General features: G+C 43.9%; 18 protein-coding genes and 1 pseudogene. All 19 read right to left on the reverse strand.

The features are described from left to right. The coding region (locus BSCG_RS30315; protein ID WP_241762133.1) for a RagB/SusD family nutrient uptake outer membrane protein at nt 1-1,033 on the reverse strand (1,033 nt) is incomplete at its 3' end. Nucleotides 1,034-1,041: 8 nt separating this feature from the next. Next, a complete protein-coding gene (locus BSCG_RS25635; RefSeq protein WP_008644674.1) occupies nt 1,042-4,179 on the reverse strand; it encodes a SusC/RagA family TonB-linked outer membrane protein in 3,138 nt (1,045 codons plus the stop codon). A 220-nt stretch (nt 4,180-4,399) separates the two neighbouring features. Further along, nucleotides 4,400-5,572: an iron-containing alcohol dehydrogenase gene (locus BSCG_RS25630; RefSeq protein ID WP_008644673.1), complete on the reverse strand. Its 1,173-nt coding sequence runs from the start codon at nt 5,570-5,572 to the stop codon at nt 4,400-4,402. 133 nt (nt 5,573-5,705) lie between these two features. Further along, complete coding sequence (locus tag BSCG_RS25625; protein ID WP_008644672.1) at nt 5,706-6,716, reverse strand: lysylphosphatidylglycerol synthase transmembrane domain-containing protein; 1,011 nt, start codon at nt 6,714-6,716, stop codon at nt 5,706-5,708. Nucleotides 6,717-6,824: 108 nt separating this feature from the next. Next, nucleotides 6,825-7,742: a phosphatase PAP2 family protein gene (locus BSCG_RS25620; RefSeq protein ID WP_004326585.1), complete on the reverse strand. Its 918-nt coding sequence runs from the start codon at nt 7,740-7,742 to the stop codon at nt 6,825-6,827. 123 nt (nt 7,743-7,865) lie between these two features. Beyond that, nucleotides 7,866-8,516: a CDP-alcohol phosphatidyltransferase family protein gene (locus BSCG_RS25615; RefSeq protein ID WP_008774680.1), complete on the reverse strand. Its 651-nt coding sequence runs from the start codon at nt 8,514-8,516 to the stop codon at nt 7,866-7,868. A 94-nt stretch (nt 8,517-8,610) separates the two neighbouring features. After that, the gene (locus tag BSCG_RS25610; RefSeq protein ID WP_004311318.1) at nt 8,611-9,078 is read right to left on the reverse strand and encodes a GtrA family protein; all 468 of its coding nucleotides are present in this window, start codon (nt 9,076-9,078) and stop codon (nt 8,611-8,613) included. Between the two features lie 14 nt (nt 9,079-9,092). Next, complete coding sequence (locus tag BSCG_RS25605) at nt 9,093-9,572, reverse strand: phosphatidylglycerophosphatase A (RefSeq protein ID WP_004326579.1); 480 nt, start codon at nt 9,570-9,572, stop codon at nt 9,093-9,095. A 161-nt stretch (nt 9,573-9,733) separates the two neighbouring features. Continuing rightward, a complete protein-coding gene (locus tag BSCG_RS25600) occupies nt 9,734-11,023 on the reverse strand; it encodes an inositol-3-phosphate synthase (protein WP_008774681.1) in 1,290 nt (429 codons plus the stop codon). A gap of 108 nt (nt 11,024-11,131) precedes the next feature. Further along, nucleotides 11,132-13,684: a DUF5686 and carboxypeptidase-like regulatory domain-containing protein gene (locus BSCG_RS25595; RefSeq protein WP_032849266.1), complete on the reverse strand. Its 2,553-nt coding sequence runs from the start codon at nt 13,682-13,684 to the stop codon at nt 11,132-11,134. A 97-nt stretch (nt 13,685-13,781) separates the two neighbouring features. Further along, complete coding sequence (locus BSCG_RS25590) at nt 13,782-15,074, reverse strand: sensor histidine kinase (RefSeq protein WP_008774683.1); 1,293 nt, start codon at nt 15,072-15,074, stop codon at nt 13,782-13,784. Nucleotides 15,075-15,128: 54 nt separating this feature from the next. Further along, nucleotides 15,129-16,478, reverse strand: coding sequence for a sigma-54-dependent transcriptional regulator (locus BSCG_RS25585; protein ID WP_008774684.1), 1,350 nt, complete (start codon nt 16,476-16,478; stop codon nt 15,129-15,131). 443 nt (nt 16,479-16,921) lie between these two features. Continuing rightward, nucleotides 16,922-18,400 carry a TolC family protein gene (locus tag BSCG_RS25580; RefSeq protein WP_008774685.1) on the reverse strand — a complete coding sequence of 493 codons (1,479 nt, stop codon included), beginning with the start codon at nt 18,398-18,400 and terminating at the stop codon, nt 16,922-16,924. A gap of 129 nt (nt 18,401-18,529) precedes the next feature. Then, nucleotides 18,530-21,138 (reverse strand): annotated as a pseudogene (locus BSCG_RS25575) (ATP-binding protein). A gap of 84 nt (nt 21,139-21,222) precedes the next feature. Next, nucleotides 21,223-22,476, reverse strand: coding sequence for an ABC transporter permease (locus BSCG_RS25570; protein ID WP_008774687.1), 1,254 nt, complete (start codon nt 22,474-22,476; stop codon nt 21,223-21,225). A 29-nt stretch (nt 22,477-22,505) separates the two neighbouring features. Continuing rightward, on the reverse strand, nt 22,506-23,795 hold the full coding sequence (locus BSCG_RS25565; protein WP_008774688.1) for an ABC transporter permease: 1,290 nt from the start codon (nt 23,793-23,795) through the stop codon (nt 22,506-22,508). A gap of 96 nt (nt 23,796-23,891) precedes the next feature. Further along, complete coding sequence (locus BSCG_RS25560; RefSeq protein WP_008774689.1) at nt 23,892-24,518, reverse strand: GIN domain-containing protein; 627 nt, start codon at nt 24,516-24,518, stop codon at nt 23,892-23,894. A 67-nt stretch (nt 24,519-24,585) separates the two neighbouring features. After that, on the reverse strand, nt 24,586-25,251 hold the full coding sequence (locus BSCG_RS25555) for an ABC transporter ATP-binding protein (protein WP_004311327.1): 666 nt from the start codon (nt 25,249-25,251) through the stop codon (nt 24,586-24,588). A gap of 17 nt (nt 25,252-25,268) precedes the next feature. Next, nucleotides 25,269-26,516: an efflux RND transporter periplasmic adaptor subunit gene (locus BSCG_RS25550; RefSeq protein WP_008774690.1), complete on the reverse strand. Its 1,248-nt coding sequence runs from the start codon at nt 26,514-26,516 to the stop codon at nt 25,269-25,271. Nucleotides 26,517-26,537: the final 21 nt, after the last annotated feature.

A 26,537-nucleotide genomic window follows, 5' to 3' on the forward strand; every position in this document is an offset into this window, starting at 1 on the left:
AGCCCCATACGGCCTGTTCATAATCCGTAGCCAGCTGTTTCTTGTACAAGCCGAACAATATGTCGTGGGAGACTTTTGTATATCGGGAATTGAGATTGCAGGTAATGTTCTCTCCTTCTGTAAAGCCTATCCACCGTTTCTGCTGATAATAGGTGTTGTAAAGTTCTTTGGCGGCTGTCTCGGCATTCTTGTAATAGGCAGGACCGGCATAGATGCAGACACGGGCTTTCAACCCCAGCAATGCCAGATAGTTGAAGCGGATGCCACGATACCAGAAGAATGCTCCCATATCGTCTATATAGGAACCGGAGTTGAAGCGGTAGCGGGCATTCCATTCGGGAGTAGGTTCGTACATTTGTGAAGCGTACATCGCTTCGGGATGGTATTCGGTGTCAAACTTACGCAGAATGTCTTCCGCTTCGAGCAGGTCTTTCAGGACTTTCTCGATAAAATCGGTAACGGTACATTTTTCTACCACTGCGGCTTCGTATTTATCGCGGTAAGGAAGATAGGCGCCCGAAGGATTGGTTGCCGTTGCAGGAGCAAACAAGCGAAGCAGGTCAAAATGCATCATGGCTCTTAATGACAAGGCTTCGGCGTAAATGAGGTTTTTCTCTTCTTCTCCGTATTCGAACAAAGAGATGTCCGTGGGCCGGATGTTCTCGATGAGCTTGTTCAGGTTGGCTATCACTTTATAGCCTTTTTCCCAGATAGCTGTCACGACGGGTTCGGTGTCGACCGTGTTATAGATAAGTTCGGAAGCGTCGGCATACATCGGAGAGATGGTTCCCGCCTTTTGATTGTATTGCTGGGAGATGGCACTAAGGAATCCCCAGCTTAGTTGCTTACCGTAAAGTTCGTCGGACGCCAGATTGGTGTAGATACCATTCAAGGCATTCCGGTAGCCGAAACCGGTGGAAAACAGATCGTCGTCGGCTATCGCATTTTCTGGTGTTACGTCCAGCCAGGCATTGCAGGAAACGGCTAACATTCCTGTCAGGGCTATTAGTATATGGCTGATTAGTTTCTTCATTTGTATGGTTAGAATATGATGTTAGTAGTCAGATTGAATGAACGCGAATAAGGATAATCCAGTCCCCGTTCCTGACGGATGGTAGACCAATAGAACAGGTCGTTCATCGTGAACGAAAGACGCAGGCCGGATAGATGGAGTTTCTTTAATTGTTCGGGACGGAAATTGTAGCTCATTGTCAATGAACTCCATTGCAGGGTATTGTTTTTCTGTACAAAACGCGAAGATGCGCCGGTGGTGACATTACGGTCACGAATATCTTTCATGGTGGTTATGTCTCCCGGTTTCTGCCAACGGTCGAGCAATACCCGCTTATCTACATTGTCATTTTTAATGTCGGCATTCTCTACATAGGAGACGAGGGTATTGTTGTAAGCATCTCCACCAAAAGTATAGAGGAAAGAAGCAAACATGGATAACTGTTTATAGGACAGGGTATAACCGAATGAGCCTTGTCCCTTGGGAGCTGTATCGCCAATAATGGTCCATTCGTCGGCAGACCATACATCGGTAACGTCACCATTCCGGCGAAGGTAGATTTCTTTGCCGTTTGTGGGGCTGATTCCCAATGACTTCATCCCGTAAATAGAGGTCAGAGAGGCTCCTTCGTAATATTTCAGGTATGTTTTAGCATATTTTGAATCGGAGCTGCTTTCGGGGTTATATCCGCTGAACAGTTCTTCCACTCTTTTATTATAGTCGCGCATTGCCTGGGAGATTTCAATAATCGTGTTTTTGTTTCTTGCAAAGCTGCCGTAGAGCTGGAAGAGCCAGTTTCTGTCACTGTAAAGTCGTGCCCGCAGTTCCAGTTCGACGCCGGTGTTTTTCACCTTTCCCATGTTTTCTTTGTAGGAGGTGAATCCGGTAGAGGAAGGGATGGTATAATCGGTTATCAGGTCGATGGTACGCTCGTCGTAGGCAGAGGCTTTCAGATAGATTTTATCGTGCCACAGTCCGATTTCAACTCCATAGTCGAGGGTGTATTTACGTTCCCATTTCAGGTTCGGATTTCCCATCTGATAGAGGAATACACCGTAGCCTGTGGGATACCAGCTGTCTGTTTGCAGCTGATACATATCTTTGGCCGAATAGAGGGAGAAGTTGGTCTTTCCGGTCAGTCCGTAGGAGGCACGGAACTTCAACATGGAGAAGAGTTCGTTCGACTTCATAAAATCATAATTATGAATGTTGATTCCTGCTCCTGTTGACCAGAACATGGACCATCTTTTATCGGAACCAAATTCGGAAGAACCGTCGATACGTCCTGTAAGGTCGGCGAGATAGATATTGTTATAGGTGTAGTTGGAAGTAAGCAAGGCTCCTACCAAGCGGGTGGTATTGTCGGAGCTGCTGGGCTTTCCGTATACTTCTGCCGCATAGTTTGAAGAGACAAGGTCGCCACCAGGGAATCCCCGGTAACGTGTTTCGGAAGCAGTGCTCTGCGTTTGTCTCATGTTGGAGGACAAGCAGATATTGAGATTGTGTCCCTTGAAGGTATTGTTGTACATGAGTGACAGGCTTCCGTCTATCACTGTTCTCTTTTGTGTGGATTCTGTTTTTTCACCATTGATGTTGCCTGTACTGGCTGAATAACTGGCCGATGCGGGATCTTTGTACAGATCACCGGTAGAATTTCTCATCAGGACGGAGAACTGACCGCGCAGACGCAGACCGTCGGTGATACGCCAATTCAGACTAAGATCATCGGTTACTTCATCATAACCGGAATGGTCGAAGCTGTTGTAGAAGTTGATTTCGTACAGTGGATTTACTTGTGTGCCGCTAGCCCCGTCGAACTTTTCGAGACGGCGCACATAATCGCCATTTTCATCATACAGACGCATATAAGGAAGTAAATGGGAGTAATCGCTGAATGAATTGAAGGGGACATCTGTGCTTTTGTTATAAGTGTAGGTCACTTTGTTCTTTATTTGTAGTCCGCCAATGCGGTAGTCTACATAAAAAGCGGCATTGGCATTCTTACGGGAAGAGTGTTTCATCACTCCTTCCGTTCCTCTGAATCCCAGTTCCACTCCCCAGCGCACGTCGTTTTCTCCACCGTCTATGAAAACGGAGTGTTTATGGTTCAGAGCCGTGCGCAGTCCTTGAGAAAGCCAATAGGTATCGACACCTGTCAGTACATTATTGAGTCGTTGGTAGTAACCGTTGGTATAGGGGTCTATTTCCGGGGTGTTGCTGTCATATAGTCCTGCCAGGCGTTCGGTTTCCAGCTTCTCACGGGCGTTCATCAGATTGTAGGAGGATAAATCCGGCAGTTCGGCAGAAAGTACTCCGGAATACTGTACACGGAACTTTCCGGCTTCGGGCGCACGCCGTTCAATGACAATTACTCCGTTGGCCGCACGTGAACCGTACATGGCAGTGGCGGCAGCATCTTTCAGGATATTGATGCTGTGGATGCTATTCATATCGAGGTCGTATATCTTTTCTACATCGACTTCAAAGCCGTCCAGTATGAAGATAGGCAGGTTGGAATTACCGCTTAGCACTTCCCGCGAAATGGAGGAGGTGGAGGTCTGCCCAAGTGTCGTTTCTCCGATACCGGTCTGACCACGCAAGACGAATTGAGGCAGGCTGTTGGGATCGGAACCAGCAGCCAGATTCTCCTGTATTCTGAAAGAGGGATCGAAAGTCTGAATGGCCGAAATCAGGTTGTTCGGGTTGACTTTTAACAGGTCTTCTTTCTCTATCTTTGTGGTATTTCCTGTGAAACTTTCTTTCTGTATGGAGTTATAGCCGGTTACAATCACTTCCTGAATACTTTCGGTAGCTTCTACCATCTGCACATCGACTTTCTGCCGGGAAGTGACTTTGATTTTACGGGTTTCAAAACCGATGTAAGAATAGATAACCAGACCGCCTTTTTCGGGCAGGGTCAATACATAGCAACCGTTTATATCGGTAATTACACCAGTAGAATGACCATCCAAACGAATCGTCACTCCTACCATCGGTTCTTTAGAGAGTTTCTCAATCACCCGGCCATAAACATAATTTCCGTGTGGAGGAAGAAGATATGTCTCTTTTGAATTATTTTTGTTTTGGGCTATTGCATTAGTAGATAGTGATAAAATGTATACAAACAATAAGATTCTATTCAAAGCCCCGGAATTTAGCTTTTGCATAACGGATATATATAGTTATTACACCCGCAAAAGTATTCTTATATGATAGACGGAGCAATCACGAATTTTAGGTATTTTACACAACTATTATACCAAAATATAATTAAAGCAAAATCTTTTTGCTTCTGTTTAGGTATTAATCAATAGCAAAAAGAATAACTGCATCATTTATCCTCTATCAAAAGGCAAATGATGCAGCTGTCGGTTATATCTGTTTTTTTTATAATGCCAGACGGTATATCTCTTTGCTGTCCTGTTTCGCTAATTTGACATAGTTGCCTACCAATTCACCTTTATTCCGGTGCAGACTATCTGCAAGGCGGTCGATGTCGGGATTCTCAATGCCAAGTTCTTTGAAGGTCACAGGCAGGCCGATGGAAGTAAAGAAGGATTTCAGACGGGAAATTCCTTCAAGGGCTACCGCCTTTTTATCGTCTGATTCTGCCACTCCCCACACTCGGATGGCGTATTGGGCTATCTTATCCACATTGTGTTCTGTCATCCATGTCATCCAGGCAGGGAAGATTACGGAGAGTCCGGCACCATGAGTCACGTTATAGATGGCGCTGATTTCATGTTCGAGGAAGTGGGAAGCCCAGTCCTCTTCACAACCTACACCACAGGTTCCATTGTGGGCGATCGTTCCGCACCACATCAGATTGGCACGGGCTCCGTAGTTTTCAGGTTCTTTCATGACGGTGGTTGCTTCTTTGATGATGGCAAGCAGTGTACCTTCGCACAGGCGATCGCCTATTTCTACATCTTTCGTGTTGGTGAAATAGCGTTCCATGATGTGTGCCATCATATCGGCAATGCCGCAGGCGGTTTGGAAAGGAGGAAGTGTGTAGGTCAGCTCGGGGTTCATCACGGCAAAAACAGGACGCAATACACCGGGAGCACGGAGGCTTAATTTCTGTAAGCCATCGACTTTCGTGATGACGGTGTTACCGGAACCTTCGCTTCCGGCAGCAGGAATCGTTAACACAACGGCTACTTTCAATGCTTTCGTCACAATGGCTTTTCCGATGTAGAAATCCCAGAAATCTCCGTTGTAAGGAACTCCGGCTGCAATGGCTTTCGCCGTATCAATCACAGAGCCACCACCAACGGCGAGCATCATGTCTACGTTTTCTTTCCGGCAGAGGTCGATTCCTTCATACACTTTCGTGTCTATCGGGTTAGGCTGTACACCGCCCAGCATACAATAGGGAATACCTGTTTCCTGCAATGATTTCTCAACACGAGCCAATAATCCGCTGCGTATCACAGAGCCACCACCATAAACAATCATTATTTTGCGTGCACCGTATTTCTGTACTAACACTCCGGTCTGCGCTTCCGTATCCCGACCGAACACGAATTCAGTAGGGCTGTAAAAGATAAAATTATTCATTGTCGTTTTCTTTATAGGTCTTTTCGTCAGTCTTTTCTATAGATCCAAATAGAACTCCTTTGACAAGTTTTTCTATAAGTTCTTTTATAGAGCCCTTCATAAGAGTCTTTATAGATCAGACAAAGTTATAAATTTAAGCAGAATATCTTTCTTTTGATTGTTTAAAATTTCCTACTTTCATTAGTACAAGTCCGATTACAATCCAGACCATTTCGCGTACACGGGTAATCAAAGCGGCATAGACTCCGTAAGCTCCGGAAAGGGAAAGGCCGCCTACGGCGAGGGCAAAGCCACCTTCACGACCTCCCAATTGCATAGGCAGGAAAAACAGCAGATTAGCAAGTAAAGAAGAGAAAGCCGCAATCAAGCAGCAGTCGGCAAAGCTGACATGGGTGGTCAGCACGTTCAGTATCAGCCATATTTCAAGACAACTGACTACACGGGCGATATATTCCAGTAAGAGGGCGCTATAAAAGGTTTGTTTCTTTTGTTGGTGGAGAAGGGCAATTTGTTTGTCTATATTCTCCAACTTCTCTTTATGCGCATTTGCAAAATGAAATACTTTCTTTTTCAGAAAAGGAATACGACCACCCATACGGACAAAAGCCACAGCCATCCCCTGCCGATAGCCTTTCATAAAAAGAATAACAATCAGCAAGCAAAAGACAGTAATAGCTCCTAAGATTATCCCCATCATCCACCCCACCGGATAGAGACAAACGTAAAGCAACACTGAACTTAACCAAAAGCAAAAGTGGGAAAAGATATGCATCATCACATAAAGAATCACGGAAGAGGTGGCGCGTTCTATTCCTATATAGGGTTTCAGCTCCATAATACGATATGGTTCGCCTCCCATCAGCCCAACAGGAGTCACGTAATTAAGCGCAAAACCTGTTACTGTGAATTTGTAGAGCCGGACAAATGAAAACCCCGTCTTACCACCACTACGGATGATGATGTACCACGATACTGTATTAATAAGGTAGACAAACAGCCATAGCAACAAAACCAAAGGTAAATATACCCCTGCACGCTTCAAATTCAGCCAAAGCTCCTGATAATCCATATCAAAAGTGAATATCATTATCAGAACGGCAATGATACCAAAAGCGAGAAATATATTACGGTACTTGTTCTTCACTATTTGTGAGACTTATATCTATTTTTTATATGGGTATATATCTGCTTTTATATGAGTATATACTTGCTTTTTGTATGGGTATATATCTCACTTTATTCACATATAATCTTACTTTATATACGTATAATATCTTTCGAAGAATCTTTTGAACGCCGGGATTCTCATCAATATGTATTCGAATACCAGCCAACCGATTAACGCGCAAGAGATGCCAAGTAATACATCAATGATATAATGATGGCATGAATAAATAGCTGTTCCCCAAATGCCGACCATGATAATAGAGAAAAGAGTAACCACATACCACCTGCATTTACCAATAATGGCATACACCAATGCAACTACCATATAGGCCGCGTGCAGTGAAGGCACTGCCGCAAAAACATTAGCATTACGCCCGTAGATAGAATCAAAGATGGTTACTCCGAAGAATGCATCAAAGCGTCCCAATCCTGCAACATTACCCGGTGTGTTTAATATCGGTTCGAAACCGTAGTTGATGGCATACCAAGGCGGAGCGGCCGGATGAATATAATAACCGGCAAAACCAATCAAATTGACAAACAAGAATACTAACGCAAAGCGAAGGTAGGTTTTTCTTTCCTTCTTGAAATACAGGCAAAGACCGAACAGGATGGGAACGGGAACCCAACAAAGGTAGAAGATTCCGGCAAAAACGTCCGCTATCGGCCAGTTGTGTGCAGCGAAGTATTCGCAAGGAGTAACCAGAAGACCATTATCCATTACTCCGAAAAGAGACTTTTCGAGATTATACAGTCCGGCCACATCAATCGGGTTCACTTCGTAGTTGGGGCAAATACGCATCCAGTCATACGAGATTCCAAAAATGGCGAAAGGTAACAGGGCCACAGCCAACTTACGAGTAGGTAATCCGGCAAAAAATAAAACTAAATAGAGTACCGCCATTAACAGGTGCTCGGAACGAAGCCCGATGAAGATACTTGTCAGCAAAAGGAAAAGAGCCATAATGACTGTCACAGTCAGGGCTTCTCTCTTCGACGGCATTTGAATATTCTTTATCATTATAATGTTTTGATTAGACAACTAGACTATTTACTATTGGACTATTTACGATGTACTATTTAGGATGTACGATGTAAATAGTAAATCGTCCAACAATAAATTAATTCATTCTTTCATCGCTTTGTAGCAATGTCTCACACGAGCAAATGCCGTGATATTGGCAAACAGGGCAACAAAAGCCAGAGGAACAATCATAATCAGGATTGGTTCGAAAACGGTGATATCTTTGAAAACGCCACAGAACAAAGCTCCGAGACTGGTCAGCACTACGCGTTCCGGACGTTGCATGAATCCGACTTTACATTCAATTCCTAAGCCTTCGGCACGGGCACGCACGTAGCTTACCATCAGTGAGCCGATTAGTGCCACAAATGCAATGAGTGCATAAAGGAAATAATCTTTCATTGATAAATAGTAACAGATACCAAAGAAAGTCATCAATTCACTGTAACGGTCGAGTACCGAATCGTAAAGCGCACCGAACTTGGAACTCATATTGCCCAAGCGAGCCACACGCCCATCCATCATATCGAACAATCCGGCAAACAGAATCACACCTCCTGCCCAGCCGATAATGGCCAGATCGTTTTGTCCGCCATAAATGCCGGCATACACAAACATACCTGCCGCTACTACATTGAGCACAAATCCGGTAGTGGTGATAAAGTTGGGAGTGATCCCTATTTTAATCATTCCGCGTATCAGGGGATTGATAATCTTATAAATCAGCTGTTGTAAATAATCTCTGTAATTCATCTGTTTAAATCTGTTTATATCTAAATCTTCTGTTTTTTCAATCTGTATATATCTAATTCTTTCGTTTTTTCATCAGTCTTTTCAATCCGTTTTTTCAGTTTCTTTTTCCGAATAAACTTCTGATATCTATATTCCGGTAAACAAAAAAGCGCTGCATATTATAATTCCAAAACAGTGCCACGATGATTGCCACTACCACTTTAGGGATAATGAAGAAATCTCCGAAATACAGGCTAAGCGTGTTGCGTACCCAGGGAATCTTCGCTAATGATTCCGTCAGTGCATACGTTCCCCACGTATTGAGCCAAACGCTGCAAACCCATACAAGGATAAATTTTACAGCAACGTGTGTTTTCTTTCCTTTCGATTTAAAAGTCCATTTATAGTTGATAACGCAATTAACGATTCCTCCATAGATAGCTCCCGCCAGGGTGGCATATACATAGTAGACATCAAACAGCCTGACCAGAAGAATCGTAACGAGAAAGTCTGCAATAGTTGCCATTTGAGCAGAAAGCTGCGCCCTCAAAAACATGAAGATGCCACCTTTCTGGGAAATCATCCGTGCAACTTTTTTCAGCCAATCACCCATCTCGCTCCCACTAACAAAATAAAACTATACACTCCCGCCAAAACATCGTCCATCATGACCCCTACGCCACCTTTCAGGCTTTCCATGCGACGTATGCCCAACGGTTTGGCTATATCAAAGATGCGGAACAAGGCAAAAGCCGCAATCACGTACCAAAACCATTTGTCATCATTGGGAACGGCCAACAACGGTATCCACACTCCCACCATCTCATCTACTACCACACGCGAAGGATCTTCTCCCCAATAAGTCTCCAGCTTATCGGCAGCCCAAATGCCGGCGAATGTAAATACAATCACCAAAGCGGCAGTCAGCCATAATACCCAAGAGAAAGGAAGGAGAAAATAAAGTGCAATCCAAATGATAGAAGCCAGTAACGCCCCAGCCGTGCCGGGAGCAAAAGGAGAAAAACCGGAGCCAAAGCCCGTGCCTATAAAAACAGGTAGAAAGGGAGGACGCTTCATTTATTACTAATTACTAATTACAAACTACGAGTCGGTTGTATCACGAGTCCCCCAACGAATGGGGAATTTGTACAATAAAAAAGTAAAAGTTGAGGTTGAGCATCCACCAGTCTTTATAGGATGGTAAATCTCAATCTCAACTTATTATTTGGGGTTACTGATTAAGCTAAGTAATCAGGTTCTTTTTCACCAATCATGTTACGCAATGTCTGTTTTACCATTCTCCATTGTGTAAACAAGTCGTGTTCGGGCTGATGTTCGAAATCGTGCATCGGGCTCTTGCAGAAGAATGACAACCAAGTCTGGATGCCACACATGCCTGCACGCATTGCCAAGTCGCTGAACAACACAAGGTCAAGAGCGATAGGAGCTGCAAGGATAGAGTCGCGGCAAAGGAAGTTCACCTTGATTTCCATCGGGTAGCCCATCCATCCGAAGATGTCGATGTTGTCCCATGCTTCTTTGTTGTCTTTGCGGGGAGGATAGTAGTTGATACGTACTTTATGATAAACATCTCCGTAGAGATCCGGATATTTTTCTGGTTCGAAGATAGTGTCGATTACAGACAGCTTGCTGACTTCTTTTGTCTTGAAGTTGTCCGGATCATCGAGCACTTCACCGTCGCGGTTACCGAGGATATTGGTAGAGAACCAACCGTTCACACCCAGCATACGGGTTTTGAACATCGGAGCCAATACGGTTTTCATCAATGTCTGACCACTCTTAAAGTCTTTACCGGAGATAGGTACATTCTTTTGTTTAGAGAATTCCCACATAGCAGGAGTATCCACACACAAGTTAGGAGCACCCATTACGAACGGAGCGTCTTCTGCAATAGCAGCATACGCGTAACACATACTCGGAGAAATCACTTCTGTGTTGTTTTCCTTCATTGCTTTCTCTAAAGCAGCGAGTGACATGTGTTCGTCAGACAGCGGAATGTAAATTTCAGTACTTGCAGCCCAAAGCACCACTACGCGTTCGCAGTTGTTAGCAGCCTTGAAGTCGCGGATATCCTGACGAAGTTGTTCTACCATTTCCCAACGGGTAGCAGCCTTCTTCACGTGTGTACCGTTCAGACGTTTTGCCCAGTTGTGATCGAAAGCAGCCGGCATCGGTTTGATAGCTTCCAACTCTTCTTTTACTCCATTCAGGTCTTTTTCTTTCAAAACCTCGGCGTACATAGCAGCTTCGTATGCGTTGTCCGGGAAAATATCCCATCCTCCGAAAACAATGTCTTCCAAATTCGTCAAAGGCACAACGTCCTTGATGAGTTTTTCTTCGTTGTTCTCCATGCGCATTGTGGCTAACTGTGTAATAGATCCTATCGGTTTTGCCAGTCCCTTACGAGAGGCTAGTGTACCTACAATCATCGTGGTAGCTACCGCACCACCCACTCCAACTACCAGTACGCCAAGACGCCCGGTAGCGGGTTTAATTTCTTGTTTCATTTCTATTCTATTAAAATTAAACTAAAATTGATGCAAAAATAAGATTAATTAATTACTAATACAGTCTTTATTTGTCATATAAACATTGCAATTAGCAGGATTTAACTTTTAAAAGGTCATGTGGAGACTTATTCTCAAGCCTGATCTGTCAATCCCGGGCGAATCACGATAAGTGAGCCTCCAAATATAGTCCAAACGTAACACCTTGAAAATGTTTTCGATACCGACACCCGCCTCCACATAAGGTGTTTTTCCCATTGTTTGTGTGTTCTCTATCGGAAAAGCGAACAAACCGTCACTCAAAGCCGGGTTGTTTTTATCGTTCAAATGTCCATATAATCCACGACAGGAAACTATTTCCCTCCATTTTAGTTTTTTCAACAACGGTACCCGGTTGAACAGCCATCCGTTGAGGAAATAAGTAACATCCCACGAGAAATACTCATCGTTCATAAATTCCATCGCATTCATCAACGAGTAAGATTCCGGTTGGATGGTATAAGAAAGGTTGGCATTAGGCATGATAAGCAACGGAAAAGGTACTTTATCCCACACTTTACCTGCTTTTAGTATAACGTCCGTATAGCCGAACGCGGAAAACCAGAAGCGTTTCTGAATACCGGCTTCGGTATGATTGTAGGTGTAATCGCTGCCCAACACTCCTTTTCCGGCAATGGTATGCGACAGGGTAAACACTGGTGCATCCAATGATACGGGAAAACGATTCCATTGAGTCTGGAAGAATTTCTCGTTTGGAGCATAACGCAGCTTCAACTCTGCCGCACTGATAGAGAAATCTTTTACCGGGGTGTAGGCATCTCCTTCTTTCTTTAAAAAAGGAATCAGGTAGGAGGACTCATCTTTCCGTGTACGCGCTGTCAACTGGAAAGAAAAGCCGGAATAAAACTCATTGGTATAGGTCATCTCCGCCTGCCGGAAATAGCCGATACAGTCGTCCTTCTCACGTTTCAAGGCCAGGAACACATTGTCTTTGCTTGTATACAGGTAATTTTGTCCGTACTGGTTCACATCTGATTCGTAACGCAATTTCAATGAATGGATGGGAAATTCGTTGGCGTATTCTTTCTTCTTTTTGAAAGAATATTCCAGTTCTGCCAATCCTTTCACTCTTTCATCTTTAAACCCGTAAGCCATATACCCTTTGCCAAACAGGTGCGGATTGAGCCAGGCGGTAGTCATACCTCCGGCACGGATACGGGGGCCTTCCAATGTGTTACCGCTGATAGTGGCATTCATCGGGCCGATATAGAAAAGCGGCGCTTCTTTGGAGGTAGGAATATATCCCGTAAAGAGAATGGAAAGCACTTTCTCCGTCCAGTAATACACCGGATAACTGCGTAATTGTGTCATCAGGCGGTCTACCGAGTTTTCCTGCTGGGAGATGGCGGCTTGCGGACGATTCTCCGCCCAGAATGTTTCAGGACGCGACAGGGCTTCCGTCTCTTCAATAATACGTTCGGGTTTGGTGAAGGCTTTGTCGGCTTCGACAGTCGGCGTAAAGGTGTAGTTGCTATAATCCGCTACCCGGCGGGCAAAAATACCGTCCTGCCCTTCGGTCAGTTTAAACTCAACAGTGATACTTTCATGATCGAGCAGGCGTGTGCCGTCTTCGGCACGCTTAAATTCCTGTTCGAGCAACATGTAGTCTACAAAATTCAGGTTTATCTTTTTGGGAAAGTTGAATACGGCACGTTTAACAAAGTAGGTAGAGTCGAGCGTCACATACAGGTGTCCGTTGAAACCGAAAGACTCGGAATTAAAAGGCGTGAAAGCAAGGTCTGCACAAGGCTCTCCGGCAATCTGCAACGTGTCCATCAGGTAATATTTATAAAAGCCTGTACCGATACGGGACAAGGGACTGACAAACTTATTTGTAAACAGGGAAATGTTGTTTTCGTAAATGTCGACGTCTTTAAAGACTTCATTGATGGCTGCCTGCATCCCTTGTTTAGAGAGAAACTCATCGACACCGGCCTGTTTGCGTCCTTTCACCCATTGCTTCTCGGAACGGGGAGATTTCCGGTAATAGTCTGTGGCAAGCAGTTCACGGGCTGATACCGTCAGAATCGGTTTACCGGTAACGGCAGAAGTATCTACATATTCCGTCAGGAAATCAAATTTACGATATAGCCATTTTTTCTGTTTCTCTTCATCGAAGTTATTCAACGCAAAGGTGGTCTTTTCATAACGTTCGCGTTGCCAGAAGTCTTTCTCGTAGGGAGAGTAGTTGTCACGGCTTTCAATCATACGGCGGACAAATTCTACGGCAGGATTATCTTTCTTCCGGTAGTGTTCACGTTTGGGTTTGACTACCACTTCACCAAGCGCGTATTCAGTAGGCGCAAGTGCTACTTTATAGGATGCATTACGGGCAGGGCGAATGGTGCGGACATAGTCATTATATCCGATTACAGAGATTACAAGCACTGCTTCGGAGCGGTGGGTTTTGAAGTAAAAGCGTCCGTCGCTTCCGGTAGTAGTTCCTTCGGTCGTGTCTTTTAAGCGTACAGATGCATAAGGCAAAGGTTCTTTGGTCAGAGAATCAGTCACCACCCCTTGTACCACATACTGCGCACAAAGCGGAATACTGATAGCCAATAAAAGAAAGAGCGTCAATGTGCCTTTTTTCATTAATCTCATACCTTAAATCCTATTGAATTGAGCGGGGCAAAGGTAGGAGTGATTTCAAGACGAAAAAAGGTCTATTTGACGGAAGAAATGTTCTTATTTGACACAATTAGGGGAAAGTAATACGGAATCGGGTCAGTCCGTCGGCATAGGTTCGCAAAGAGAATGTGCACCCATGACGCATCAGTACTTCGCGAATAAAGATAAGTCCGATTCCCTGACCGTTCGGTTTGGTAGAGAAGAAAGGACTGAACAGTTTAGCTTCTGTTTCTTTGCTGATTCCCTGACCGTTATCTATCACTTCAACAGTGGCCGGAGCGAGGGTGCGGACTATTATTTCCCCATCGGTCTCAATGCTTTCCGCTGCATTTTTGATGATGTTTACGAGTACTTGCTCAAACAAAGCGGCATCCAGCATCACATCTTTCAGACTTTCGTCCATTTCCATGCGGAGTGTAATGCGACGGTCATTACACATTCCTTCCATAAACCGCTTGCAGGTGAAAACCAAATCATTCAGGTTGACAGAAGAAAGTGTCGGTTCGGGGATTTTCACCACATCGGCAAAACGGGTGATGAAACGACTCATCGAGAAACAACGGTCGGTACATACACGCATCACGTCGCAGATGTCTTCCATTCCTTCTTCGCTGGAAAGGGCTTGTTCTACCGTATCCAGTGTGGAAGTAATACCGGCAGTCGTGTTGTTCACTTCGTGGGCAATCATGCGGATCACTTTCTCGTATGCTTTCTTTTCCGCTTTCATCACTTCGTCGGTGAGGGTTTCTACCAAGTAGAAGGGATGCTGAAATCCACGATCAATGAAAGAAGAATGAGTACACCGGTAGATATTCGAGTCGTTCAAACGGACGGTTACCGTCTCTCCTTTCGGGAGGTTGGCCAATTCCACTGCTAACGGAGAATCAATCTCTTTCATCTTCTTGCCTTGTACGTCTTCCAAACGAACACCCAGCATTTTCAAAGCCATCGGATTCAATTCCGAAAGGTCTTCATCAAAGGAAGTTATAATCACTCCCATCGGAGAAGCTTTAATCAGCAAATCAAGAAAATTATTCTGTTCACGCAGGCGGAGACGTTCATTCTTTAGCTGTTCCATCATGCGGTTGAAGATATTCACCACACGATCGGCCTCATATTGGCCTACAGGGCTAAGACGGCTACTGAAATCCTGCTCACGCAACAGTTCCATACCGCTTCCGATTGTATTCAACGGCTTCACAATCTTACGATAGAAAAAGGTCAGATAAATGAGGATGAAAAGTATCAGCCCCTCCCCTATGTAGAAAAAGATTGTATTCAGTTGACTGGAAAGGAACAGCAATACACTACCTAATGCCAGCAGCAGAAAGACTAGTATGTAAAAGAATCCTTTTATACGCACGTTATCTGTGGTTAACGGTTAATCTTAATATTATTAGGCACGTGCCTAAATTTATCACATTGTTATATTATATTTTTCGAGACGACGATAGAGTGCTGCACGGCTGATACCCAATGCCGTAGCTACCTGACTCAAATTTCCTTTGTAACGGTCCAACGCCTGGAGAATGGTCTGGCGTTCTATTTCATCCAAAGTCATACCGACCAGAGCTGCGCCTTCGGTCACTCTTGCGTCATCGTGGCGAATATACTGCGCATCAAAGTCGGAAGCATCAAGCAGCGGTTTACCACTTACCAAAATGGTACGTTCCACCAAGTTCTTCAATTCACGAATATTCCCCGGATAGGGCAAACGGCTCAAGAATTGCAGGGCATCGGCAGAGAACTCCGTACGGGGCAATCCGTTGGTTACCGCCTGACGGTCGGCAAAATGACGTGCCAGCAAGGGAATATCTTCACGACGTTCGCGCAAGGCCGGCAGTTTCACTGTTATCAGATTGATACGATAGAAGAGGTCTTCACGAAAAGTACGTTCGCCTACCATTTTGCGCAAATCGGCATTGGTGGCTGATACCACCCGGATATCCGTCTTGCGCGGACGGCTGTCGCCGAGCACTTCAAATGTCTGATCCTGCAATACACGCAGTAACTTCACCTGGCACGAAGGGTCGAGATCACCTATTTCATCCAGGAAAATCGTCCCTTTGTTTGCCATTTCAAAACGTCCGATACGGTCTGCGGAAGCATCGGTAAAAGCTCCTTTCTTGTGCCCGAACATTTCACTTTCGAACAGGCTTTGGGAGATACCTCCAAGATTCACTTTCACAAAGGGATGTTTGGCACGCTGACTGTTGATATGAATGGCCTCGGCTATCAATTCCTTACCTGTCCCGCTTTCCCCTGTAATGAGGACAGAGGCATTGGTCTTTGCTATGCGGGCAATCGTATTCAACACATCCATCAATCCCTGGCTACGCCCGATGATGTGGCTGCGGTCGAAAGAATCGTTCTGTTCCTGCGTTGGTTCCTGTGGAGTGCCCGAAAGTTGGAGTGCCGTTTCAATGCGTTGCAACAAGGCGGCATTATTCCAGGGCTTCGTTATGAAATCAAAAGCTCCTGCCTGCATTCCTTGCACGGCAAGTTGGATACTTCCCCAAGCAGTCATCAATATCACCGGTGTTTCGGGACGGAATATTTTTACTTGTTTGAGTAGGGTCAAACCCTCCTCACCCGTTGTAGAAAGAGTGAAGTTCATATCCATCAGGATTAAATCCGGAGCTACGGAACGTACTACTTCCATAGCTTCCCGTGGACCGGGAACGGTCTGTGCTTCATATCCTGCCCGCTTCAACATGAAGCTAAGCGAAGAACGCACTGCGCTGTCGTCATCAATTATCAGAATCATAGTTATATTTGAGTTTTACCCAGTCAATTAACAACTTTGTCTCACACTCCAAAGGTACTAATAAATAGTTTGCGACCAAATGATTGATATATAAATCACGGAATGCACGCCTCAATAATACAAGTTACGTAATAAAGCTGTTTTCTTATTATTGTATTTAAGATTTTCCACTGCACTAAATAAAGATTTTCAGTACAGTAATTTATAATTGTTTATGCAGTCGAGTAATTATCCCGTTATAACGGGACAATAGTCACCTTATAGAGTGATAAATATCATCTTATAAGGTGACTATTGTCACTCTATAAGATGACCACCTGTCTTCGAAAGGATTAAAACTCTTAAGATACGAAATTAATTTGTAAAAAGCAAGAACGGAATAGAAAATAATACTATTTACTGCAAGTTCCTCCATAAGATTCAAAAGCTTTTTCCTACCCTTTCTATTGCCGGATGATTTCATCAAAATCAGCTTCAAGTTCGGTATTGGTACGAAAATCCCATAGCGTCAGACTGCGAATCTGATAATAGTAATACCAATAATAATAAAGTTCGGAAATATGTTTCTGTCTTGCCTCATCTTTAGAGTTCTGCGCATCATTCAGGTCTAAGGTATTAATTTTGCCTATCAGGAAAGTTTCAATACTGGTCTTATAACGTTGCTGTGCAATTGCATCGGCTTCCTTCGCTATGTCCAACTGCTGCGCCTGATTATTGAAATGCTCCACCAACAAAAAGATATCCTGGTTGAAGTTGATCTGTTCCTGGCGGATCTTTGAAAGCACCACATCCCGGTTACTCTTGGCTACCCGGACTTTCCCACGGCGTTTTCCCCAATCGAGAATCGGAATCTTAACGCCTACCTGAACAATCTGATTATCCTGCAGGTTCCTGTAAACGGCCGGAAAATTCCGGTTCTCACCCGTATATCCTACGCTTGCAAACAAATCGACACTACGCAAATTTCCGCGTGCGGTAGCTACTTCATAATCGGCTTCCAACTGGCGGCGACGGATATTCTGTGCAAAAGAATTACGTTCCAATGCTTTATTTAACACCTGATTGTACTCCATCCTCGGGCCATCCACAGCTTCGGGAAGAACCGGGTTTAGTACTTCATCCTCTCCTACTCCCAAAAAGGCACGGAGCTGGAACATCTTGGCATTGAGATCACTCTCTGCTTCCGTCAATGCAGCCTTCGCATTCAAAGCGGAGAGCTTCAACTGCAAGAGTTCATTCTCGGAAATCTGCCCCATTTTGCGTTTGGCAAGGGCTACTTCATAAAGGTGGTCGGCGTTTGTCTGGTTCTGTTTCGCCGTGCCAAGATTTTCTTTTGCCAACAAAAGATTAAAGTAATAAGTGATGGCACGCATCGTCACTTCTTCGGTAGCAGTGATAAAAGCTGCTTTCGCTTCGGCATAACGAACCGGTTCGATGCGTCTGTTCCACTTTATATTATTGACTCCAAAGATGGGTTGTGTAAGTTGTAATGTGACAGGAACCGACATAAAATGCCGGTCTCCTCCGGTTCCCAATTGCTTGATATAGTCGAGAGAGGAAGTCAGCGAGAGTTTACCACCGGTAAGCCAGATATTTTGATCGATAGAAAGATCACCGGTAAGCCCCAATGTGTTATTACGGACGAAACCGTAAGAACCGTCCGAATTTTGATAGGAACTATACGATTTGTTATAATTAGGCAGGGTTCCGGTCAGGTTGACTTCCGGCAGAAGATCGGCACGAAAGGTACGAAATTCCCAATAGGCCGTTTTCAATTCATTCAAGGCAACAGCAGCGTCAACAGATTGAATACGCGCCATAGCAATAGCTTCATTCAAGGTTATTTCCCTTTCCTTCTGTGCCGACAATGCCAACGGCAGGCAAACGGCAGCAAGAGCAAACAATATACTTTTCTTTTTCATTATACACAGTATTTTCCACTATGAGAGAATCAAACGATGTGCCAAAAAAGTAAAGTTTTTATTATCAACAGATTAGAAAATAAGAAAAGTGTCCATTTTCGGACACTATGCCCAAAAGTGAACGTTCGATTATTCGCAGTAGTTAGGAAGGCGCACAGTGAAACGAGTGCCTTTACCTACTTCGGAGGTGACGGAGATGGTACCATTCAGACGTTCGATGATGGTCTGACAAATACTTAATCCCAAACCTGCTCCTTGGGTGAAATTATCGACTTTATAGAATCGTTCGAATATATGACGGATACCTTCTTCAGAAATACCGACTCCGGTATCCTCCACAAAGATGCGGGTGTAGCCGGGAACCTCATCATCTTCATAGCCGAAAGTAATGAAACCGCTGCTCGTAAATTTAGCAGCGTTATTTATCAGATTATTCACGACTTGCTGCAAGCGTACATTATCTGTCGTAAGATATTTCTTATCACTTTCGGGCATACGCAACACCAGTTCTACTCCCGGTGGCATATTCAAGCGTTGAGAATCATGGACGGTCTTTAATAACAGCGGCAGGTTATGCTCGGCGAACATAAATTCCATGGTTCCCGATTCGATACGTGACAAATCAAGAATATCATTAATCAAAGCCAGTAACAGGCCGCAATTCTTATTAATGGTTCCGATAAACTGGGCAATCTCTTCGCTTGTAAAACCACTCGTATCGCTTAGCAAATCGGAGAAACCTACAATCGCATTCAACGGAGTCCGAATCTCGTGACTCATGTTGGCAAGGAACGCCGATTTCAGTTTGTCAGCCTGGAGGGCTTTATCACGAGCCTCTCTCATCTCCTGCTCGGCAGTCTTATATCGCTGGATACTCTGGCAAACACCTAATATATTGTACAATGAATCTTGTGTCAATCCCGTGATTACGGAAGAACGATATTCCCACCATTCATACTCTCCGTTGACATTCCGCTGACGGAAATTCAGACGGGTATTGGAATCTTCTCCTGTCAATGCTCTATTAAATAACGGACTTATTTCCTTCAAATCATCAGGATGGATAGTGCGATCCATTTCATCACGGGAGATGGTAGTAACCGATTCATCGTATCCAAGACGTTTCAAGAAACCTTGCGGGAAAATGAAACAGTTGGTTTCCATATCAAACTGCCACGGATAGATGGAGCTTTCGTCTACTGCCATATCAAAGAAACGCTTCTGCATTTCTTCATTCGAAATATTCCGTGCGGAAAGTGCCATACCGGTAATCGTATCCTTTGAACGGATCGGGACTATTTCCCCCGACACCGGGAAGTATTTATCACTATGCACTTCTTTCATGAAAGCTCCCTGGGGTATCTTCACACTTTCTCCTTTAGCAGCTACCTGCTTCAGCATAGAATGAAGAATATCCTGACCGTTATAATATATCTTGAAGATGCTGCCTGCCATCATTCCTTCATAAAAACGGCCCCCTGACTCATACGGCAAATGCAGCATTTGTAATAAGGAGCGGTTTGTGAAATGAATGTGCAAATCGGTATCATACGTTATCACACCATCACGGATGGAATGAAATACATTATCAAACTCATTACGCTGTTCCACAAGTTTATTCTGCACGAGCAGACGGGTCTGTGCCTGAATCCGTCGTTTGGACTCACGCCGGTTGGCACGCATCAACCACACGATAGAAGCTATCAGCAACGCCAGGATAGACGGATAGAGCAGTATAAAAAGGTATTTATATTTTTCCCAATACGGTTCGTTGACGATGGTTCCGCTAGAGGATACTTTATCAGGGTCAATATGAAAATAATCCAACTGTTTATAGTCATAGATGAATCCCTGCGTGATTTCTGTCACTCCTATTTCTTGGGGAGATGTATCTTTTAAGACTAAAGCAGCCCTTTGAGCTGCCGATAATGCTGAAGCATAACTATCGGAATCGTATGCACAGAATACGCCATTAGTTAACCCCACATTCTGACTCGAAAATACGGGAGCTTTTGAGTTTTTGCCAACGAATGAAAGGAAAGGCGACCATTTAGGAGCAACCACCAGACGTTCGTAGCTGTTACGAGGGTAACAAATAGCAGCAATGATGTGACTCGTTGTATGATTTTGGGTATTATAGACTTTCATTCTATAATCCGGATTGTCTTTTTGAAAGATTTTCCACTCTTCTTCAAAATCTTCAAGGCCTTTGTTACTCAAAAAGCTGTTATCTATCACACATACCACTTCTTTCCGCTGGGGAAATATCTTTTGCGCCTGACGCAATATGACATCAAAATCCGGATTGGCAGTGAACCCGCAAACATTGGGATGAGTAGCAATCAGCTCCATATCAGGATACTTAATGCCGAAAAACACGACCGGTATCTGCAAAGGCAACGAATCTCCACAGGCAAAAAGAGTATAGAAAGCTTCATCACTTGCTGTTATAATCAAATCGGTCTGCCTGTCACGAGCACGCTGACAAAAACGACGCATAATTACTTTCTCGGAGTTGAATGCCCAAAATCGGCATCAAGATACTCCGTTGTTATATTCACCTTCAGGCCACTTTCTTTAAATCCTTTGACCAACCCCTGATTAAGGTCGCTATGCCAAGGAGTCTGTGAGGTGTATGACTGTATAAACAGGATATTGTATGTACGTTCCGCTGCTGCCGCCTGAATAAGAACAGCAAAAAACAGAACGATAAGCAAACAATAGTAGCGTCGATTCATATAATTAAAGCCTGCGGTGTTTTCAATATTATGCCGACAAAGATACGTTAAATCTATTGAAAACAAACAGATAGCCCAAGTTTTTTATTCTTCGCGCAGTGCTTCGGCAGGCTGTATGCGGATTGCCTGACGAGCAGGAAACCAAATACCTATAAGAATCATTAAAGTCATCAGGAAGTAAGTTATGACAAATGTGATAAGAAAACGCACTACTCCCCATTCCATATACCCTTCAGTCAATTCCAGATGGCCGATATTATAACAGATAACGGCGGCAGGCAAAGCAGCCAGAGTCAATAATAGCAATCCTTCTTTATTTAAACGTTGCCAAAGCTGCATCCGGCTGGCCCCGACTGCTATACGAAGCGCAGACTCGGCACGACGGTGCTGCGTACGGAACCAGAAGGTGCCGACAATGCCCAACAGGATATTAAGCAATAAGAAGCCCATCATCCAGAAACGTACCTGTACCTGATTATAACTTCCTTGCTGGAAGTCATTCCGCAGATCTTCATAATCATGCACTTTCAGGATGAATAAGTTGCCGACACTCAACTGGTTGACAGACAATTTCATCAAATGTTCCGCAAAGTCTTTAGAAGTCCCCGGCTTCACACGCAGACAAACTTCTATACTTGAAGGATAAAGTTCATCATCAAGTTCGACCATTATCTTTTCAGGAAGAACAATGGCTACATACCGATCACTGTAGTTAGGCCAGAAGTCATTGTAACGTACTTTCTTCGATACTCCTCCTATTTTGTACACTCTCGTAGAATCATCCACATCGACCATTTCTTTACCCAACAGCGTACGATCGCCTTTATAATCTTTGGGCCAGAAATTTTCACCAACAACTACATTGCCATTCCTTAAAGCTTGCACCAACGGCTGATAACCACGCCCATCAGCACTTTGATAACGGAAGACCTGAAAAAAGTCAGGGGTTACCGAACGCCGTAGCGGATTACTAACCAATGTATCGATACGTAACATACTACCGGAGTTACTCCCGATATAGGGACGCGCATTATTGGATATTGAAACGGCCTCCACTTCCGGCAATCTCCGGAGACGATTGGTCAACTCGATAATATCTTGCCCTAAAGATGTACTCTTTTGCTCTTTCGAAAGATAGGAATTACTCTTGTCGTTTTTCAGGCTTAGTTCCAAATAATACGTATCGGTAATATCAAATCCTACCGGTTCGTAATAAGTACACGCTGTCACATACGTCCAGTCGACCACATACCACAGGACCACAAAAACAATTAATAGTTCTGACCACAACCATCCGTTTGACCGGCGCTCGTTCCATATTTGTTTTAATAGTTGCATTTTCTTTAGAATTTAGATGAGTTGAAGAATTATCTTTCGTTGATGGCATCCACAATATTGGTGCGAGTTACTCTCCATGCCGGAATGGCGGCACTTAATAAATTGAGTAGAAAGCAAGCCAGAAATGCCAGCAGGAATACGGTAGGATCGAACAGTAAGTCGACACACATGGTCCGCAAATCCTCCACACCATTGGATACAAAGTCTACGGAGAAAAGCATTCCTCCCAAAAGGAAAGCGGCGACATAACTTAATACCAGTCCGAGAATTCCTCCGAACAGGGAATAAAGCATATTTTCGGATAGTACCTGCATCATAAGCTCCCGTCTGGGAGCACCAAAGGCTTTTCGCACTCCTATTTCGGAGATACGCTTACGCATACGTGACAAAGTAAGTCCGGATAAGTTAACGGCAGGAACAATCAATAAGACTAGTAATGTCAGTATGTATTGACGTACTGCTTCTTTCACAGCAGGAGGATTGTTGGCGGAATAGCGTTGCGCGGCTACGAAATAAGTATCAGGCTGTCCGCGATAGAGTAAATCGAAATTGGGATGCCCTGCCATAAAGATAGCCCGCAAGCGGCCTGCCTCCTGACGAATAGCCGGAAAATCGTCTTTCGATTTAGCCAGTATATAGACGGCAGTCATCCCCATGATATTGTCATCACCCCAAGTGGCTGTGAAGGCACTTGTTGAACTCAAAGGAATCCAAACTTGCGCATAGGCGTACTTCGCCAGTTTAGAGACCGGACGTACCACTCCGCAAACAATATAAGCCGAATGATTCAGAAGGAATGTTTTTCCAACCACTTCTGATGTTCCGAACAAACGGCGAGCCATATCTTCGGAAATCACAGCTTTTGCTGCTCCGGCATCAAAATCGGCATTATCATACGGTTTACCGGATAGAAACTCAAATTCAAATATTTTCCAGAAAGCATCGTCTGTTTGCAACACACTACAACTTTCCATCTCACCTGCCGGTTTAGCAGCCAGCATTGTTTCCTGCCAGATATTGGTTATGGAAACTGCTTCGGGAATTGTCATTGCTTTGAAACAAGCCTTTGCCGTATTGTATCCGATAGGGCCATTGCTTTGCCAATTCACGTTGGACTTACTTTGAAGTCCGGCAAACCGGAAAATAAGCATCCGATCACGATGGGTTTCCGGCGCAAAGGGAGCAATAGTCGCACGTAAAGTAATCACAATTACCATTATCATAGCAATAGCCAAAGCTGTACCAATAATGGAAATAGAAGAAAGCAGTTTATTTTCTCCCAACAGATGGAATGCTTGTTTAAAATAGAGTTTTATCATGATCGTTACCAGTATAGAGTTCAGTATATTTCTTACCCGTCTTTTTTATTCTTCTTCGATTAGGTTCCACAGAAGTTCGTCAAAGAACGTTCCATATTAGAAATTCCATCCCTTCTTTGTTATATCCTTACATTTCAGGTTTTTGTGATTGATTTTACCAACACCATCCTTTTTAAAGAAAGCAGTATCAGCCTTACCCGATAAAGTGATATTACCTACTCCATCCACTTTAGCCTTGATAAGGCCACAGTCAACATTCATTTTCATATTGCCTACTCCGTCGACATCGAGTTTCAGTTCATCGCAATGAAGATTTTTCACGTTGCAATTTCCCACTCCGTCAAGTTCGAAAGCTATATTTTTAAGATTCAATTTTTCCTTTGCATCAAAGTTCCCTACCCCGTCGATTTTCACTTTACTCAAATCGGGAGCAGTGATGTAAAAAATCAGATTCTTGACATTCTTTACGTTCTTCTCTTTATAATCGATAACCAGTGTACCGTTCTTCACCGTTACCCGGGTTTTCTCTACAAATTCAGAAGGCCCTCCCAAACGGCAGGTACATTCTGCCGATTGAGCGAAAATAATATTTCCGACAGATTGCAGGTTGATGGCAGAAAAGTCGCCTACATTATAATCTTTACTCACATTTTGTGCCGATAGCGAACAAAAAGCAACACTTAACAGGACAGCTATCGCAACGATGAAAATATTCTTTGTCATGGTGGTTTTTAATTTAGAGAAATATTAATCTGTTTTTCTATTTAGTTTCATGTATAAAACGCAGGTTCTACTGCACCTGACGTCCGTCAAAGAAACGGATGGTACGCGAAGTCTGCTTCGCCTGTTCTTCATTATGGGTAACCATGACGATGGTGCGTCCGTCTTCTTTATTCAGTCGGTGAAGCAGTTCCATGACTTCGGCTCCCATCCTTGAATCCAAGTTACCTGTCGGCTCATCGGCAAGGATTATTTCGGGATTACCGATAATAGCACGGGCAATAGCTACACGTTGGCACTGCCCACCGGAAAGTTGTGTAGGAAAATGTCTCATACGATGGCTTAACCCTACTTTTTCCAATACCTCTTGCGCCAACCGCTTTCGCTCACTACTGCCAACACGGCGATAAAGTAAAGGCAACTCCACATTATCCATCACATTCAACGAATTAATCAAATGAAAAGACTGAAACACAAAACCAAGCGTTTTATTACGAAAAACGGCCAATTCTTTGTCTTTCATTCCTTCGGTACGTATTCCATTGATTTCCACTATTCCCATGGTAGGTGCGTCAAGTAATCCCATTATATTCAACAATGTAGATTTTCCGCACCCGGAAGGTCCCATTATACTTAGGAATTCTCCACGTTCTACCGTCAGATTCACATTTTCCAACGCTACCGTTTCAATCTCATCAGTACGATAAATTTTGGAAAGAGAGTTCAATGTTATCATAACTTCTAGTATTTAAATTATTTAATCTTCAGCTTATTCTTGTTCTTATATGCACTCATATCGCTTACCACTACCCTGTCACCCGGTTGCAATCCACTCAAAACTTCTACATATTCAAAGTTTGAATCACCCAACTGTATCTTACGTTTGACCAGTTCATTGTCAGAGTTGCAGACAAACAATTCGTATTCACCACGCCCCACATAGAAAGAGCCATTGGCAACACGCATCACATCTTCCTTCACGGCATTCATCACATAAACATCTGTCTTCAATCCGGAGCGCAGACGACGGTGATTATCTTCCTTCAACTGAACCGTGAATGATATGACGCCATTCTTGGATAACGGTGTTACACTGCTGACCGTTCCTTCCAGTTTATCGCTTCCTATCTTAACTATTGCTTTTCCTCCGGCTGCCACACGGTCGCCATACGTATCAGCAATCTCACCTTCTACCTTAAAATGACTTAAATCGGAAATGATAGCGACTTGTTCGCCTTCGGAAATCTGCGCACCAATCTGGTTATTAATATAGGTAAGAATAGCTCTGCGCGGAGAACGGATTTGCGCATCATCCAAAGTACGTTTCTTTTCGGAGAGACTCTTACGGAAGATATTAAAATCGAGTTCCTGCACCTTCAGTTCGGCGGCAGCTACTTCCTTCTCATTTTTATATTGCTGTTGGAGTTGTTCGTATTCTAACTGGGCTACATTATAGCTCAATTCAGCCTGGCGCACTTTATCCGTTGTTCCCGCACCGAGACTGTCCAAATAGTGTTCATTTCTCAACTCCACCTTCATCCGGCTTAATTTCATAGCCGAAACTTTGATCTGCATCGCCATATCGGAAAGCTTCGTCTGATTATTGACACGAAGCTGATCGAGCTTATACCGACGCATCTGCTCTTCGTCCAGCAACTTTTTATATTCGGTTTCCGTACTCTGAAGATCTAGTTTCAGAATCGGAGTACCTACATCTACGCTATCTCCTCCTTTTTTATAAACTTCAAGAATACGACTGTTGATTGGAGAATTGATTATTTCTTCAAATGCAGGAACCACCTTGCCGGAAGCACTGACACTTACCTCAATAACTCCTGTATCGACTGTGGAAAAGACAAGATCTTTTGCCTCCACTCCTGCCCTTAGTACAGATATAAGTACACCAATAACAACAATACTTGCCACCCCGATGGATGAATAACGAATGATCTTCTTATTACGTTCTTTCTGACGTACCTCTTTAGGAATTTCTCTGTCCATATCTGATCGTTTACGATTTTA

Source organism: Bacteroides sp. 2_2_4, assembly GCF_000157055.1.
Classification (GTDB): Bacteria; Bacteroidota; Bacteroidia; order Bacteroidales; family Bacteroidaceae; genus Bacteroides; species Bacteroides ovatus.

Bases quoted from the DNA above. Each gene is read 5' to 3' on its own strand.
- BSCG_RS25550 (WP_008774690.1), bottom strand. From the start codon at position 26,516: ATGGACAGAGAAATTCCTAAAGAGGTACGTCAGAAAGAACGTAATAAG.
- BSCG_RS25615 (WP_008774680.1), bottom strand. From the start codon at position 8,516: ATGAATTACAGAGATTATTTACAACAGCTGATTTATAAGATTATCAAT.
- BSCG_RS25585 (WP_008774684.1), bottom strand. From the start codon at position 16,478: ATGATTCTGATAATTGATGACGACAGCGCAGTGCGTTCTTCGCTTAGC.
- BSCG_RS25580 (WP_008774685.1), bottom strand. From the start codon at position 18,400: ATGAAAAAGAAAAGTATATTGTTTGCTCTTGCTGCCGTTTGCCTGCCG.
- BSCG_RS25555 (WP_004311327.1), bottom strand. From the start codon at position 25,251: ATGATAACATTGAACTCTCTTTCCAAAATTTATCGTACTGATGAGATT.
- BSCG_RS25605 (WP_004326579.1), bottom strand. From the start codon at position 9,572: ATGAAGCGTCCTCCCTTTCTACCTGTTTTTATAGGCACGGGCTTTGGC.
- BSCG_RS25595 (WP_032849266.1), bottom strand. From the start codon at position 13,684: ATGAGATTAATGAAAAAAGGCACATTGACGCTCTTTCTTTTATTGGCT.
- BSCG_RS25630 (WP_008644673.1), bottom strand. From the start codon at position 5,572: ATGAATAATTTTATCTTTTACAGCCCTACTGAATTCGTGTTCGGTCGG.
- BSCG_RS25620 (WP_004326585.1), bottom strand. From the start codon at position 7,742: ATGCCGTCGAAGAGAGAAGCCCTGACTGTGACAGTCATTATGGCTCTT.
- BSCG_RS25570 (WP_008774687.1), bottom strand. From the start codon at position 22,476: ATGCAACTATTAAAACAAATATGGAACGAGCGCCGGTCAAACGGATGG.
- BSCG_RS25635 (WP_008644674.1), bottom strand. From the start codon at position 4,179: ATGCAAAAGCTAAATTCCGGGGCTTTGAATAGAATCTTATTGTTTGTA.
- BSCG_RS25560 (WP_008774689.1), bottom strand. From the start codon at position 24,518: ATGACAAAGAATATTTTCATCGTTGCGATAGCTGTCCTGTTAAGTGTT.
- BSCG_RS25565 (WP_008774688.1), bottom strand. From the start codon at position 23,795: ATGATAAAACTCTATTTTAAACAAGCATTCCATCTGTTGGGAGAAAAT.
- BSCG_RS25610 (WP_004311318.1), bottom strand. From the start codon at position 9,078: ATGATTTCCCAGAAAGGTGGCATCTTCATGTTTTTGAGGGCGCAGCTT.
- BSCG_RS25600 (WP_008774681.1), bottom strand. From the start codon at position 11,023: ATGAAACAAGAAATTAAACCCGCTACCGGGCGTCTTGGCGTACTGGTA.